The sequence below is a fragment of the Paenibacillus sp. FJAT-27812 genome (genome assembly GCF_001273905.1).
Taxonomy (GTDB): domain Bacteria; phylum Bacillota; class Bacilli; order Paenibacillales; family Paenibacillaceae; genus Pristimantibacillus.
Genome location: NZ_LIGH01000001.1, coordinates 6411526 through 6425454 on the forward strand (window position 1 = coordinate 6411526; position 13929 = coordinate 6425454).

Genomic DNA, 13929 nt, shown 5'->3' on the forward strand with positions numbered 1-13929 from the left:
TGGTAGCAAATATACTTGTTAACTTTAATGAATACTATAGCGACAATTTGAGCGATATTACAAATGATAATAAAAAAACGAATGCTGAATAGGGACGTTGGAATGGCGGTCCTGCTCCCTTTGGCTAAAAAAAAATAATAAGGATTTTTTTGTTGCAGATGGATATAAGGCAGCAGCCGTAATTCAATCATTTCAAATGGCTAAAGACGGAAAAGGGCCATATGTTATTTCAAAATGGCTTAATAAAGAATCATTACCTACAGAAACGAATTTAGAATGGACACCAAGAAGAGTTAGATATATGTTATCTAATCCGACTTATGCAGCCATGCAAAGATGGAAAGATATCTTTTATTCATTGAATAATTTTGAAAGCTTAGTGAGCTGGGATGATTTTCTCTATATACAAAGTACATTATTTAGTAAAGAAAAAGTTTGGCGAGGTAAAGAACGACAATTATTATCTGCTATCCTTCAATGTCCCACTTGTGGCGGAAAAATACATTCAAGACAAACCGGAAGTAAGAAAACACGTAGATATGTATGTAGTAATAAAAATTCACACGGAAATTGCAAAAGCCCCGCAATAGACCTTCCCTCGTTAAACGATGCCGTTCTGAAAAAAATAGTTGATATCAGTAACGGTCGGTATAGTAAAGAACAAATATCAAGTAAATTAGCAGTCGAGAATGATGAGTCTTCAAAGATTCTCCAACAATTGCAAACCGAATTCAATAATTTATCTTCTGCTATTCAAGAAGTATTCGACGACTTTTATATCCACAAGAAACTTAGCGAACATCATTATAGTGAATTAATGAAACGCTATGAAGTTAGACAAAATGAAATTCAAAAAAAAATTAGAAAAAATGCCCCTACCGAAAACTAATAATAAGTATGGCAGTTTTGACGATCTTCTTAATGAACTGGCAATCGCATTTGAAATCGGACTAGATCCAGTGGACAAAAGAATAATGACTGAACTTATCATTGAAAAAATAATTCCGAATAGCGTTACAAAGATACATTTAAATAGGGAGAAATAGGAACGTTAACTTTACTAAGCCTAAGTATAGAGATAATGAGGTTTCGTTTTTCTAAAAAAAAACCACCCCGAAGGGTGGTCCGCACTCATGATGAGTACTATAGGATTTGGATAGGAGTGGAGAGAAACCATACTGTACCTTTATTATATGTATACGCTTCCACTTTGTCAATAAGCGCTTTCATTTTTGTTTTAATTAATTTGTAAGCGCTTAGATGTTACAAAAGACGAACACCTGGTTAAAGGTGCACGTCATAGCCTTTTGCAGAAAGCACGGCAACCGCCTGGTCCAAATACTCCTGGCTTCGGAACGAAAGTCTTAACACGCCCGGCACGTCTTCCCTGCTCTCGATAATGTGGATGTTGCTCAGGTTGATTAGGCTATTCCCTAGCTCGCTTGTTATTTTACCGATGATACCGGGATGATCCGGAATATCGACATAACAATCAAAGGCGGATTGGATCATGCCTTTGCGGCGCTCAGGCATTTTGCTGCGGAATTCCCCTGCTGTTTCGAATGCGTTTGCTATCGCATCTCCATCGAGATTCTCCAGCATCGCAACAAATTTATCCGTTTCCTTGCTCCAATCGCGCAGCAGCTCAAGCACAACCTTGCGATTATTAATTAATATATCACGCCATATGATCGGATCGCCGGAAGCAATACGCGTAATGTCACGGAAGCCTCCTGCGGCAAGCGATTCATACAGCCCATTCTCTTCGTTATAGCCACGAATCTGGTTCACCAGCGAAACAGCGATGATATGCGGCAAATGACTGATTGCTCCTGCAATCTCGTCATGCTCCTTCGCGTCTACTTTGACGATATTCGCTTTCGTATGGCTAAGAAGCTCTACGAGGCGGCCAACCGCTTCCTCAGATGTATGTTCATCCGGAGTCAAGACATAGAAGGCATTCTCGTAGAGATGCGAGGACGCGGCTTCAACTCCTGTACGCTCGGAACCCGCCATCGGATGTCCGCCAATAAACGTTGCTGGGCCAAAATCAAGCGATTTCGCGCAAGCCATAACCGAAGCCTTTGTGCTCCCCGCATCCGTAACAATACAACCTGGCTTTAAGTTGAAATTGCTCAGCTTCACCATATATTCTTCAATATTCCCAACCGGTACGCATACAAAAATAAAGTCGGCTTGCTCCGCGGCCTCCTGCATGGATGTAGTCGCATAGTCCACGACGCCGCGCTGCACATACTTCTCGACTTGAGATTGCCGATTTGAATGACCGATCACGGTAATATCCGGTTTTCCCTTAAAGCAAAGGGCGATCGAACCACCGATCAGCCCTACCCCAAAAATAGCAACAGTAGTCATAACGTTATCCTTGCACCGCCGCTTCCTGCAAAACCTGTTCAAGCGCTGCGATAAACTTTTCATTTTGCTCTCTTGTGCCAACCGTAATCCGAATATGATTCGGATAATAAGTCCAGCGTGGTCTCGAAATAATTCCTCTTCGAAGCAATCCGTCGAATACCTCGGGCGATGAACGCTTCGTATCTACCATAACGAAGTTCCCGTATGCGGGGAAGTAGGATAAGCCAAGGCGGTCAAATTGCTCGGACAAATACGCAACGCCTTGTTTATTTTGCTCACGGCAGTAAGCAATAAAATCCTTGTCCGCAAGTGCAGCTTTTGCCGCTGCCTGCGCCGCCCGCGAGGTATTGAACGGCTCACGCACTTGATTCGTGAAGCGAATCACATCGGGATGTCCAACGCCATACCCAATCCGCAGTGCTGCCAAGCCATAGATTTTCGAAAAAGTACGTAATACGATCAGGTTGCGGTGCTCTTTAAGCAGCTTAACCCCATCTGGGAACGCAGGATCATCAATATATTCGCCATAAGCTTCATCCAGCACGACAAGGACGTTCGCAGGAACCTGCTTTAAAAATGCGGACAATTCCGGCAGCGTTACAATCGTTCCCGTCGGGTTGTTCGGATTGCAAATCCAAATGATTTTTGTGCGGCTGTTCACTTTAGCAAGCATGGCAGGCAAATCATGTTTGCCCTCTTTTAGAGGAACCTCTACTATGCGCGCATTTTCGATTTCTGCATTATGCTTGTATTGGGGAAATGTTTCATCCGCCATGATCGTTTCGTCGCCAGGTACAATAAACGCTCTGTTAATCATAAGTATGATTTCGCTGGAGCCCGTTCCAAAAATAATTTGATTTGACTCCACGCCAAGCTCGTCCGCAAGTGCAGCTGTTAGTTCAACGCTCGCTCCATCGGGATAAATATTTAAATTTGATATTTCTTCAATAATGGCTGTTTTAACCTGTTCGGAGCATCCAAACGGATTTTCATTCGATGCAAGCTTAATAACTTCCTTTAATCCAAGCTCCCTCTTAACATCCTCAACCGGCTTTCCAGGCTGGTAGACGGGAAGGTGGACGATATTACCTTTGGGCTGCATGAGCCGCTCACCTCTTTTATTATGGACTAGTCTAATTACTTGATACATTGTCTCATATCTGTTTAAGGTTTTAAAGTTTTTTTACGCAAGAAGAGCCCCTCGCCGTATGCAAGAAGCTCTTCTTCATAAAATCTTATCATTATCCTTTAAGCTGTGCGACAAAATCGCCGATTTGCTTAAGGCCTGCATCACGTTTGCTTGGATCTTGCAGCAGCGGAATCGCTTCCTCAATCGTGCGTACAATAGCGCTTCCTACGATTACCCCGTCGCATTGCTTCTCGAAGCGAGCTACCTGCTCGCGGCTTGAAATGCCAAAGCCAACGGCGATCGGCAAATCAGTCGCCTCGCGCACTGTCGCAAGAAATTCATCAATGCCCGTATGAAAATCCGCTCTCACTCCCGTTACGCCAAGCGAGGATACGCAATACACAAAACCTTTTGCTTTGCGCGAAATCCGGGTCACGCGATCCTTTGAGGTTGGTGCAACAAGCGGGATTAGATGAACGTTAGCCTCTTCGGCAAGCTGACGTACTTCCTCATCCTCTTCAATCGGCAAATCAGGAATAATTAGTCCGCTGATCCCTTTGCTTGCTACAAGCTCAAAGAACGCCTTCAATCCGAACTGAAAGACTGGATTATAATAAGTAAATAAGATAAAAGGAATGGTAACGCCGGCTTCGCGAGCCCGCTCCGCAACATAAATGCAATCCTTTAACGTAATGCTGTTATGGAGCAACGCACGCTCGGATGCCCGCTGAATAACTGGGCCGTCTGCGAGCGGATCGGAGTAAGGAACGCCCAGCTCGATCATATCGGCGCCGGCTTTCTCAAGCGTCTGGATGATCTGAACGGACGTGTCCAGATCAGGGTCTCCCATCGTTACAAAAGGAATAAGCGCCGTTTTGCCTTCGGCTTTCAGGCGCGCAAACGCCGTATCAATGTGATTCATGCTTTTCTACCCCCAAATACCCCATAATCGCCTCTACGTCCTTGTCACCGCGGCCGGACAAGCTTACAACGACAACCTTGTCTTTATCCAGCGTTGGAGCAAGCTTAATCGTCTGAGCAATCGCATGCGCGGATTCAAGCGCCGGAATAATTCCTTCCGTGCGCGACAGCAACTGCAGTGCTTCGAGTGCCTCCGCATCAGTCACAGGTACATATTCCGCACGGCCTGAATCCTTCAGGTAAGCATGCTCCGGTCCAATGCCTGGATAGTCGAGTCCTGCGGATATCGAATGCGCCGGCTGAACCTGTCCATGCTCGTCCTGAAGCACGTAGCTCATGGAGCCTTGGAATACGCCGTGGCGTCCTTTAGTCATTGTAGCCGCATGCTCTATCGTATCCACTCCGCGGCCGGCTGCTTCAACCCCTAGCAGCTTCACGCCTTCGTCGTTAACGAACGGATAGAAAATACCCATCGCGTTGCTGCCTCCGCCTACTGCTGCCACTACGTAGTCAGGCAATCTGCCTTCATCGGCCAAAATCTGCTGACGGGCTTCATCCCCAATAATGCGTTGGAAATCACGAACCATCATCGGATAAGGATGCGGGCCAGTAACCGAGCCCAAAATATAATAAGTATCGTCAACGTTGCTAACCCAGTAGCGAAGCGTTTCGTTGCAAGCATCTTTAAGCGTTCTTGTACCCGACAGCACAGGCACCACTTCAGAGCCGAGCAGCTGCATGCGGAACACATTGAGCTGCTGACGCTTCATATCCTCTTCGCCCATGAACACCTTGCACTCGAGGCCAAGCAAAGCAGCGATCGTAGCAGACGCTACACCATGCTGACCTGCGCCGGTCTCGGCAATAATTTTCGATTTGCCCATGCGCTTTGCAAGCACGCCTTGCCCGATCGTATTGTTGATCTTATGTGCGCCGGTATGGTTCAGGTCTTCTCGTTTTAAGTATATTTTCGCTCCGCCGAGATGCGCGCTCAATCGCTCCGCATAATACAACGATGTAGGGCGTCCCGAATATTTATGCAATAAATAACGAACCTCGTCTTGAAACGCTTGATCCTTGGAGTAATGAGCATAAGCTTCCTCCAGCTCAAGCAATGCGTTCATCAATGTTTCCGGCACGTATCTTCCGCCAAATGCGCCAAAGCGGCCATTTTCATCTGGTACCTGTGTCATGCTTCCATCACCCTTCTTACAAATAATCGGATCTTGTCGATATCCTTGCGACCATCCGTCTCTACTCCGCTAGATACATCAATCCCGCTTGGAGCATATGTCCTAAGCAGCTCTTGTACGTTTCCTTCATGCAATCCGCCAGCAACATATAGTGTTAGGCCAAGCTCGTCAGCCGCTTTATTATAGTCTTCTATCGCTTCCCAGTTGAAAGTCTGCCCTGTACCGCCGCCAGGAGCATCGATAAGCACCGCATCAACAGCCCCCTTGTATGGCGACAAAAGCTCAAGTGCGGAGACAGGACCATTTCCATCAGTGTCCCGTTTTACAGAAAATACCTTCCATACCAGCACCTTAAGCTGTTCGCGAACCGACCTGCAAAATGCAGCCGATTCATTGCCATGCAGCTGAACGACGTCCAGTTGCGCCTCCGCTAAAATAGCATGCAGATTCTCGTAAGATTCATTCACGAAGACGCCGACCGTCCTCGGACGTTCACCGCCAGCTGCTTGCAGCCTGGCTGCTGCTTCTATAAGCTGAGCAGCCGTTTCCTTATCGACCTGCCGCTTGCTTGGAGCAAACACAAAGCCGATCTCGTGAATAGGCAAACCATTCATCGCCTCAATCGTTTGGACATCCTTTAACCCGCATATTTTGATACGCGGCAGCTGCTTCATCGAGCGATCACCGTACCCATCAGATCCTCTACCGCTTGGCCTACATTTTCATGACGCATAAAATGCTCGCCAATCAGCACGCCATGAGCGCCGATTGTTTGCAAATAGTCCATATCGGACTTGCCTGCTATGCCGCTTTCGCTGATAACTGTTACATTTCGGGGCATATGCCCGATGAGAGCTTCGGTTGTTTTCAAATCAGTTACGAATGATTTTAAGTCACGATTGTTTATGCCAATCAGCGTCGCTTTATCCAGCTCAAGAACACCTTCAAGCTCCTCTAGGTTATGCACCTCTACAAGCACGTCCATGCCGATCGATTTCGCAAGATCATGAAATTTACTAAGCTGTGCAGGTGTCAGAATTGCGGCAATTAGCAAAATCGCATCCGCGCCGATCAAGCGCGCTTCATAAATTTGACGCTCATCGATTGTGAAATCCTTCCGAAGAAGAGGAACCTTTACCGTGTCGCGCACCGCGCTCAGAAAAGCGTTTGACCCTTGGAAATAGTCACGGTCAGTCAACACCGAAATACAATCTGCCCCGGCAGCTTCGTAAGCTGCAGCAAGCGACGTTGGCTCAAAATCGCTGCGGATCAAGCCCTTGGACGGCGATGCCTTCTTCACCTCCGCGATTAGACCCATGTTTCTATTGCGGCCTTCCTTCGACAACGCCTTCTCGAAGCCTCTGCATGCTGCCAAAGCTGCGATTTCTTTCTCAACCTCTGCCAGATCAAAGCGAGCAGCGAGCTCTTCAACCTCTGCCCTCTTGGTTGCTACAATTTTATCTAGAAACATGTGCCAACTCTCCTGTCGTTTGAATGAGGCTGACGAGCTTCTGCTGCGCCTCGCCAGAATCGATTACTTTGGCTGCTATCGTTACACCCTCGCTAAGGGAAGCTGCCAGTCCGCCCACATAAATGCAAGCTCCTGCGTTCGCAAGCACGATATCGCGGTAAGCTCCGCGCTGTTCACCCGAGAAGATCGCGCGAATAAGCGCAGCGTTCACCTCCGGTTCGCCGCCCATCACATCCGCGATCGGCCAGCGCGTCAGCCCCAGCTCCTCAGGCGTAACATCATAGGTTTGAACCTTACCGTTTAACAGTTCCGAAATTTGCGTTGGCGCAGAGATGCTGATTTCGTCAAGACCGTCATGACTGCTCACGACCAGCGCCCGCCTCAAGCCGAGCTCGCCTAGCACTTCAGCAACGGTCGACGTTCTCGCACGGTCATACAAGCCAAGGAGCTGCCTGTCTGCTCCTGCCGGATTCGTAAGCGGCCCAAGCATGTTAAATATCGTCCGAATGCCAAGCTCACGGCGCGGTACTGCAGCATGGCGAAGCGAAGGATGGTACAGCTGCGCGAACATGAAGCAAATACCGATCTCGTTCAAGCATAACGCGGCTTGCTCCGGTGAAATCGCAATTTGCACGCCGAGCGCTTCCAGCACATCTGCACTGCCTGTTTTGCCCGACATGGCACGATTGCCATGCTTGGCTACCCGAATGCCCGCTGCTGCCGCAATGATGGAGGATGCGGTAGAAATGTTGAATTTATGAATGCCCGATCCGCCGGTCCCGCATGTATCCAGCAATCCCTCCTGCTCCGTATGGAGATGGCTGGAATTCGCGCGCATCGCTTCCGCAAAACCCGTTATTTCGTCCTTCGTCTCGCCCTTCATCCGCAGTGCAGTTACAACGCCGGCAATTTGAGCATCCGTTGCTTCGCCGTTCATGATGATGTTCATGACCGCGCTTGCTTGCTCTCTCGTAAGATCCGCACCGCCGATAAGCTGACTAAGCGCACGCTGCATCGTTATCGCTTCATTCCCTTGCATTATTGACCAAGCCCCTCTCCGGCCTTGACGTAATAATCCATATTGATTGAATTGAAGCTATCTGATGGCTTCGGCTGCGCGAAGATCGCTTCTGCTGCGCGAATCGCTTTAAGCATCCCTTTGGCTTTGTTCACCGTCTCTAAGTATTCACTCTCCGGCACGGAATCCCATACGATGCCCGCTCCGGCTTGCACATAAGCTTTGCCGTGTTTAAAAATGATCGTCCGAATCGTAATGCAAGTATCCATCGATCCGCCAAAGCCCAAGTATCCGATTGCGCCCGCATAAGCGCCGCGAGCTTCATTTTCCAGCTCCGCAATAATCTCCATCGCTCTGAGCTTTGGCGCGCCCGAGACCGTGCCGGCAGGCAGACAGGATATGAATGCATCAAAGAAGTCTTTGTCCTTGTGCAGCTTGCCTGAAACGTTAGAAACGATATGCATAACATGCGAGTATCTCTCAATCTCCATGAACGAGTCGCATTTTACAGTCCCGAACTCCGACACGCGTCCGATATCGTTGCGGCCAAGGTCAACCAGCATCAAATGCTCCGCGCGCTCCTTCTCGTCTGCAAGCAGCTCAAGCTCAAGCGCTTTGTCCTCTTCCGGCGTTTTGCCGCGCGGCCTTGTGCCGGCAATCGGCCGTGTCTCCACGCGATCCCCGTTTACCTTCACCAGCGCTTCCGGCGATGTGCCGACGATAACCTCTTCGCCCATTTTCAAATAATACATATACGGAGATGGATTCATCGTACGCAGCACACGGTACACATGAAGCGGATCAATATCGGTATCAATGTTGAAGCGCTGCGACAATACCACTTGGAAAATATCGCCTGCACGAATGTACTGCTTCGCCTGCTCGATATTGGAGATGAATTGCTCCTTCGTTACGTTCGATTGAATATCGCCAAGCTCTTGATCAAACTGGATTGATCCGCCAGCCGTTACGGGAATCGTTACGGGCTGCTGCAATCGCTCGATCGTCGCTTCGATTTTGGCAACCGCCTCCTCGTAGCTTCTTGCGATATCAGCATCGGTCGCTCCTTCGGCTATATGAACGTTGCCGACAATTTGCAGCTGCTGCTTGAAGTGATCGAAGACGATGACTTGGTCGCAGAACATAAACTGCATATCGTTCATATTCAAATCGTCAATTCGGTGCGCCGGAAGCTTCTCGTAATATTGCAGCAAATCGTATCCAAAAAAGCCGATCGCACCGCCCGTGAAGGGAGGCAGCTCTGGAAGCGACGGACTGCGGAAGGAACGCAAATGAGCTTTGAGCAGCTCAATCGGTTTATCGTTAAGCACATGCTTCTCGCCTCTATGCTCCAGCACCATCTCGCCGTTTTTACCGTAAAGCATCATAAAAGGATCTGTTCCGATAAACGAATAACGCGCCCACTTCGCACCGCCCTCGACGCTCTCCAGCAGGAAGGCATGATCCTCCTTCGCAAAATGCTGAAACAGCCGGATTGGTGTTTCTGTGTCCGCCATCATATAACGAACAATTGGAATTAAATTGTATTGATCGGCAAGACGTGTAACATGCTGCAGCTCATTTGACATTCCGAACAACCTCCCTGTTTAATAAACCTAGCCTTTAATGTGAACAAAAAAAGCTCCTGCCTAAGCAGGAGCGTTGGTTTAGATGATGACGGAAGTGTGTAAGCGGAAAAAGATACAATCGTAGGTACGGCGAAACAGCACTTTTACGATTCTATGCGCCTATGCACAAATAATCGTTCAGCTCTTTCATCATTCCGTACAAATAATTGCTCTACTCTGCTACTCTCAACTAGTCTCTACTCATCTCAACTCAGCTCATTACTCGGCTCTGCTACTCTCACTTACGTTACTAAATATACAACAACGAACGGCCGTGCGTCAACACAGGGATTGTTAAGTTACGAGCTAATGATTGCTTAAGCTTTGGACAAGTCGGGACGCAGAGCTTTCGCGCCGCTCAAATATACATGACGAATTTCCGCTTGCGTTTTGTCGGTATTAATCAGAACCATCAGTCTAATGCAGCGCTCTAGGCTGCCTTTAACCGGAACCTCAAGCGCGCACATAAGCGGCACGAGCTCCCAGCCCTTCATTTGACGAATCGCACGAGCCGGAAACGTCTCGTCTAGATCGCTTGTTACCGTCACGAACACACTGCAAATATCGTCTGGCACAATTTCATTGTCTGCTACGATCGCATTCAGCATTTCGATTGTCGCAGTCAAAATCGGCTGTTCTTCGTTTGCATCTACCGTAATCGCACCGCGTATACCTCTAACACTCATTACAGCTCCGCCTCCTGTTTCAATTGCTCTACTATTTCACGAACCCACTCAACGGGAACATTAGGTTTGATTTCGACTTTGCCGATTGCTGTCGGTACAACAAAAACCATCGTACCCTCAGCAAATTTCTTATCATGCATCATCGCTTCCATGATCTTGTCTACGTCAATATGCTCAGGCAAACGAACGGGCAGCCCGCATTTCGCAAGCACTCGTTTCGTTACCGTATAAACCTCTTCTGGTGCGCCATAGCGCAGGCCGAGCCTTGCAGAGCCGATCATGCCAATTGAAATCGCTTCGCCATGCATGAATTCGCCGTAACCGGCAACCGCCTCGATGGCATGCCCAATCGTGTGGCCTAAATTTAAGATCGCTCTCAGATCATTTTCACGCTCGTCCTTCGATACGACAGCCGCCTTCACGCTGCAGCCTTTGTACAGTCCGTAGCCTAACGCTTCCGGATCGAGCGCTAACAGCTTCTCCGCATTCTCCTCGCACCAAACGACAAACGCTTCATCCCAAATAAGTCCGTGCTTGACCATCTCCGCCAAGCCGCCGCTGACATCTCGCGGCGGCAGCGTTTGAAGCGTCAGCAAATCGTACAAGACGAGCTCCGGCTGATGGAACGCTCCGATAATATTTTTGGCAAGCGGATGGTTAACCGCCACTTTGCCGCCAACGCTGCTGTCATGCGCCAAAATCGTCGTTGGCACTTGCACGAATTTGATGCCGCGCATATACGATGCAGCTACAAAACCGGCAAGATCGCCTACGACGCCGCCGCCAAGCGCAACGATGGCTGATTTACGGTCTAGGCCTTCCTCCAAAGCTTTGGTAACGAGCGACTCCAGCATCGTCAGCGACTTTGAGCTCTCCCCTGCGGGAACGACGATGCTTGACGTCTTAAAGCCTGCAGCTGATAGCTCGGATTCAAGCGATTGCAAATGAAAATCAGCAACGTGGCTGTCCGTAATGATGAGCAGCGGCGACTTCTTGCTAATGCCATGTTTAACGAAATAGGAGGAAGCCTCCTTCAGAAGGCCTTCCCCAATATAGATAGGATAAGTGCGGTCACCTAATTCGACTGTGAGCTCACGCATGCTTAGTACCGTCCCAGCTGCTCAAGGTAGTTGTTCAAATTCGCGCGAATTTCCTCGATGGAATCGCCTCCGAACTTCTCAAGGAACGCTCTCGCCACTTCCCACGCGACCACATGCTCCATTACAACGCTGGCAGCAGGCACAGCGCAGCTATCTGAACGCTCAACCTGCGCGGTGAACGGTTCTTTCGTATCGATGTCCACGCTGCGAAGCGGCTTGTAAAGCGTCGGAATCGGCTTCATAACGCCGCGAACGACGATTTGCTCGCCGTTGGTCATGCCGCCCTCGAAGCCGCCCAGGCGATTCGTAGCGCGGTGGTATCCGCGCTCTGCTTCATACATGATCTCATCATGCACCTGCGAGCCGCGAAGCTTTGCTGCTTCGAAACCAATGCCGATCTCACAGCCTTTGAATGCATTGATGGATACAACCGCTTGCGCGATTCGGCCATCAAGCTTGCGATCCCACTGCACGTGGCTGCCGAGGCCAATCGGCACGCCTTCGATAATGCATTCCACAATCCCGCCGATCGAATCGCCCTCCGCTTTAATTTGATCGATATAATCCGTCATCTTCTGTTCGGTTTCCTTGTCTACGACGCGAACCGAAGATTCTTCCGTCAAGCGGATCAATTCATCGACAGGAAGCTGATTCGCCGGCGCTTCAATCTCGCCGATTCGAATTACTTGTCCCGCAACTTTAATGCCGAACTCCGCCAGCAATTGACGTGCAACCGCACCAACCGCAACACGTGCCGCCGTCTCGCGGGCGCTGGAGCGCTCGAGCACGTTGCGCAAATCCTTCAGATCATACTTCAAGCCGCCGTTCAAGTCTGCATGGCCTGGACGCGGGCGATGTACGCGGCGTTTCTCTTCGTCGCTGCCTTCAATAGGCTCAATATTCATAACGGAGGTCCAGTGCTTCCAATCATTGTTAGCTACGATTAGCGCTACAGGAGCACCTGTCGTTCTGCCATGACGAACGCCTCCGACAATGTTAGCGGTATCTTTCTCAATTTGCATCCGGCGACCGCGTCCATGTCCTTTTTGGCGGCGGTGCAGCTGGAAATTCAGTTCTTCAAAATCAATCGTCAAATTACTTGGAAGACCTTCAATAATAGCGGTTAATTGGGGGCCATGCGTCTCGCCCGCTGTCAAATATCTTAAACTCAAACCAAAGCTCCTCCTTCTAAGCAAGCCTATATGCGCCTGCTATGCTTTACAGCACTAAACATCTTTGCTCATTATAGTACAGCCCTTCCGGTTTGACAAGAATTTGAGCCTGTTTCAGCCGCTGCCGCCGCATAAAAAAAGCTGCCGGAATTGTCCGCATGAACGACAATTCCAGGCAGCCAATTCTGGCAGCAGCTATTAACTATTAACTGTTTTTTTCTCAAGCAGCGGCACGGCTTCATTCATTAGCATCGGGTCATTTACAAGCCTTGTCATCTGTCCGTTGTCTACTCCGATAATTTGCGCGCATTCTTGAATCGAAATAAAACCACGCCTATAGGCGGCAATTACCTTACGCTTATCCATCGGTTGCTTCATCCTCCAAGTCGCTTACGTTATAACTAGTATAGGAGAAGATGGAAAACGGTATACATGCCCCTTACACGCGGCGGTAAAAAAAGGTATCCGCCGTCTCGAAGCCGTACTGCGCAGGCGAGAATATTTGCTCCGTGCTTCCAACAAAAAGCAGCCCGCCGGGCTTAAGCGCTTTGGAAAACTTATGATACAGCTGATGCTTAGCTTCTTCAGTAAAATAAATCATAACATTCCGGCATACGATTAAGTCAAACGAGCTGTCGAATGTATCATGAAGCAAATTTTGCTGCTTAAATTGGATGAATTGCTTTAATGAGTCCGAAATCAGATATGCGCCTTCCGATTGCTTAAAATATTTTTGCCGGCATGCCGCCGGAACGTCGCGCAGCGAGCGTTCCAAATAGCTGCCTTCCATCGCTTTTTGAAGCACATTCGCATCCAAATCCGTCGCGAGGAGCGAGGACCGCTGCAGCGCGCCAAGCTCCGATAAAATCATGGCTAACGTGTACGGCTCTTCACCCGTCGAGCAAGCTGCGCTCCATACTTTAAGGCGACTCGAGGCGCTTAGCATATCCGGAAAAAACCGTTTTTGCAAAACCTCCCACCGGGAAGGGTTTCTCCAAAACTCAGATACATTAATCGTCATGCGGTCCAAAAACTCATTCAGCATGCTGCGATTTTGTTCAATCGCTTTCCAATATTCCTCGAACGTTTGATAACCGTGCTTCATTCGCAGTGTAGTCAGCCTGCGCTTCATTTGGGCTTCCTTGTACTGCGACAAATCGATTTCGGTCTTTTGCTTTATTCGAGCTATAAACTGTGCAAAATCACGATCCTCAAGCATAGGTGCCTCCATCGTT

Annotated in this window: 14 protein-coding genes; 1 reads left to right on the top strand and 13 read right to left on the bottom strand. The window is 48.9% G+C overall.

The features are described from left to right. Positions 1–97 precede the first annotated feature (97 nt). A complete protein-coding gene (locus ADU23_RS32490) occupies positions 98–889 on the top strand; it encodes a recombinase family protein (protein WP_082311231.1) in 792 nt (263 codons plus the stop codon). A 395-nt stretch (positions 890–1284) separates the two neighbouring features. Here ADU23_RS32490 and ADU23_RS27355 read toward each other — a convergent pair whose 3' ends face one another. From ADU23_RS27355 to ADU23_RS27410, 13 genes are all read right to left on the bottom strand, one after another. Then, a complete protein-coding gene (locus ADU23_RS27355; protein WP_053376648.1) occupies positions 1285–2376 on the bottom strand; it encodes a prephenate dehydrogenase in 1092 nt (363 codons plus the stop codon). A 4-nt stretch (positions 2377–2380) separates the two neighbouring features. Beyond that, entirely contained in the window at positions 2381–3478 is a 1098-nt protein-coding gene (hisC, locus tag ADU23_RS27360; RefSeq protein WP_053376649.1) for a histidinol-phosphate transaminase, read from the bottom strand. A 139-nt stretch (positions 3479–3617) separates the two neighbouring features. Then, complete coding sequence (gene trpA / locus ADU23_RS27365; RefSeq protein WP_053376650.1) at positions 3618–4427, bottom strand: tryptophan synthase subunit alpha; 810 nt, start codon at positions 4425–4427, stop codon at positions 3618–3620. Then, positions 4414–5619 (bottom strand): tryptophan synthase subunit beta, encoded by a 1206-nt coding sequence (trpB, locus tag ADU23_RS27370; RefSeq protein ID WP_053376651.1) that lies wholly within the window; start codon positions 5617–5619, stop codon positions 4414–4416. The genes trpA and trpB overlap by 14 nt, the downstream gene beginning before the upstream one ends. Further along, positions 5616–6293: a phosphoribosylanthranilate isomerase gene (locus ADU23_RS27375; protein ID WP_053376652.1), complete on the bottom strand. Its 678-nt coding sequence runs from the start codon at positions 6291–6293 to the stop codon at positions 5616–5618. The genes trpB and ADU23_RS27375 overlap by 4 nt, the downstream gene beginning before the upstream one ends. Further along, positions 6290–7090: an indole-3-glycerol phosphate synthase TrpC gene (trpC, locus tag ADU23_RS27380; RefSeq protein ID WP_053376653.1), complete on the bottom strand. Its 801-nt coding sequence runs from the start codon at positions 7088–7090 to the stop codon at positions 6290–6292. The genes ADU23_RS27375 and trpC overlap by 4 nt, the downstream gene beginning before the upstream one ends. Next, positions 7077–8129, bottom strand: a complete 1053-nt coding sequence (trpD, locus tag ADU23_RS27385; protein ID WP_053376654.1) for an anthranilate phosphoribosyltransferase — start codon at positions 8127–8129, stop codon at positions 7077–7079. Before trpD ends, trpC begins: the two co-directional genes overlap by 14 nt. Further along, on the bottom strand, positions 8129–9697 hold the full coding sequence (trpE, locus tag ADU23_RS27390) for an anthranilate synthase component I (protein ID WP_053376655.1): 1569 nt from the start codon (positions 9695–9697) through the stop codon (positions 8129–8131). Before trpE ends, trpD begins: the two co-directional genes overlap by 1 nt. 356 nt (positions 9698–10053) lie before the next feature. After that, a complete protein-coding gene (aroH, locus tag ADU23_RS27395; RefSeq protein WP_053376656.1) occupies positions 10054–10422 on the bottom strand; it encodes a chorismate mutase in 369 nt (122 codons plus the stop codon). Continuing rightward, positions 10422–11522 carry a 3-dehydroquinate synthase gene (gene aroB / locus ADU23_RS27400; RefSeq protein WP_053376657.1) on the bottom strand — a complete coding sequence of 367 codons (1101 nt, stop codon included), beginning with the start codon at positions 11520–11522 and terminating at the stop codon, positions 10422–10424. The genes aroH and aroB overlap by 1 nt, the downstream gene beginning before the upstream one ends. Positions 11523–11524: 2 nt before the next feature. Continuing rightward, on the bottom strand, positions 11525–12694 hold the full coding sequence (aroC, locus tag ADU23_RS27405) for a chorismate synthase (RefSeq protein WP_053376658.1): 1170 nt from the start codon (positions 12692–12694) through the stop codon (positions 11525–11527). Between the two features lie 198 nt (positions 12695–12892). Next, positions 12893–13060: a hypothetical protein gene (locus ADU23_RS33355; RefSeq protein ID WP_176707683.1), complete on the bottom strand. Its 168-nt coding sequence runs from the start codon at positions 13058–13060 to the stop codon at positions 12893–12895. 73 nt (positions 13061–13133) lie between these two features. Further along, on the bottom strand, positions 13134–13913 hold the full coding sequence (locus tag ADU23_RS27410) for a CheR family methyltransferase (RefSeq protein ID WP_053376659.1): 780 nt from the start codon (positions 13911–13913) through the stop codon (positions 13134–13136). Between the last annotated feature and the right edge of the window lie 16 nt (positions 13914–13929).

Bases quoted from the DNA above. Each gene is read 5' to 3' on its own strand.
- trpB (WP_053376651.1), bottom strand. From the start codon at position 5,619: ATGACACAGGTACCAGATGAAAATGGCCGCTTTGGCGCATTTGGCGGA.
- aroB (WP_053376657.1), bottom strand. From the start codon at position 11,522: ATGCGTGAGCTCACAGTCGAATTAGGTGACCGCACTTATCCTATCTAT.
- aroH (WP_053376656.1), bottom strand. From the start codon at position 10,422: ATGAGTGTTAGAGGTATACGCGGTGCGATTACGGTAGATGCAAACGAA.
- trpE (WP_053376655.1), bottom strand. From the start codon at position 9,697: ATGTCAAATGAGCTGCAGCATGTTACACGTCTTGCCGATCAATACAAT.
- ADU23_RS27375 (WP_053376652.1), bottom strand. From the start codon at position 6,293: ATGAAGCAGCTGCCGCGTATCAAAATATGCGGGTTAAAGGATGTCCAA.
- trpA (WP_053376650.1), bottom strand. From the start codon at position 4,427: ATGAATCACATTGATACGGCGTTTGCGCGCCTGAAAGCCGAAGGCAAA.
- ADU23_RS27355 (WP_053376648.1), bottom strand. From the start codon at position 2,376: ATGACTACTGTTGCTATTTTTGGGGTAGGGCTGATCGGTGGTTCGATC.
- ADU23_RS27410 (WP_053376659.1), bottom strand. From the start codon at position 13,913: ATGCTTGAGGATCGTGATTTTGCACAGTTTATAGCTCGAATAAAGCAA.
- hisC (WP_053376649.1), bottom strand. From the start codon at position 3,478: ATGCAGCCCAAAGGTAATATCGTCCACCTTCCCGTCTACCAGCCTGGA.
- trpD (WP_053376654.1), bottom strand. From the start codon at position 8,129: ATGCAAGGGAATGAAGCGATAACGATGCAGCGTGCGCTTAGTCAGCTT.
- trpC (WP_053376653.1), bottom strand. From the start codon at position 7,090: ATGTTTCTAGATAAAATTGTAGCAACCAAGAGGGCAGAGGTTGAAGAG.
- ADU23_RS33355 (WP_176707683.1), bottom strand. From the start codon at position 13,060: ATGGATAAGCGTAAGGTAATTGCCGCCTATAGGCGTGGTTTTATTTCG.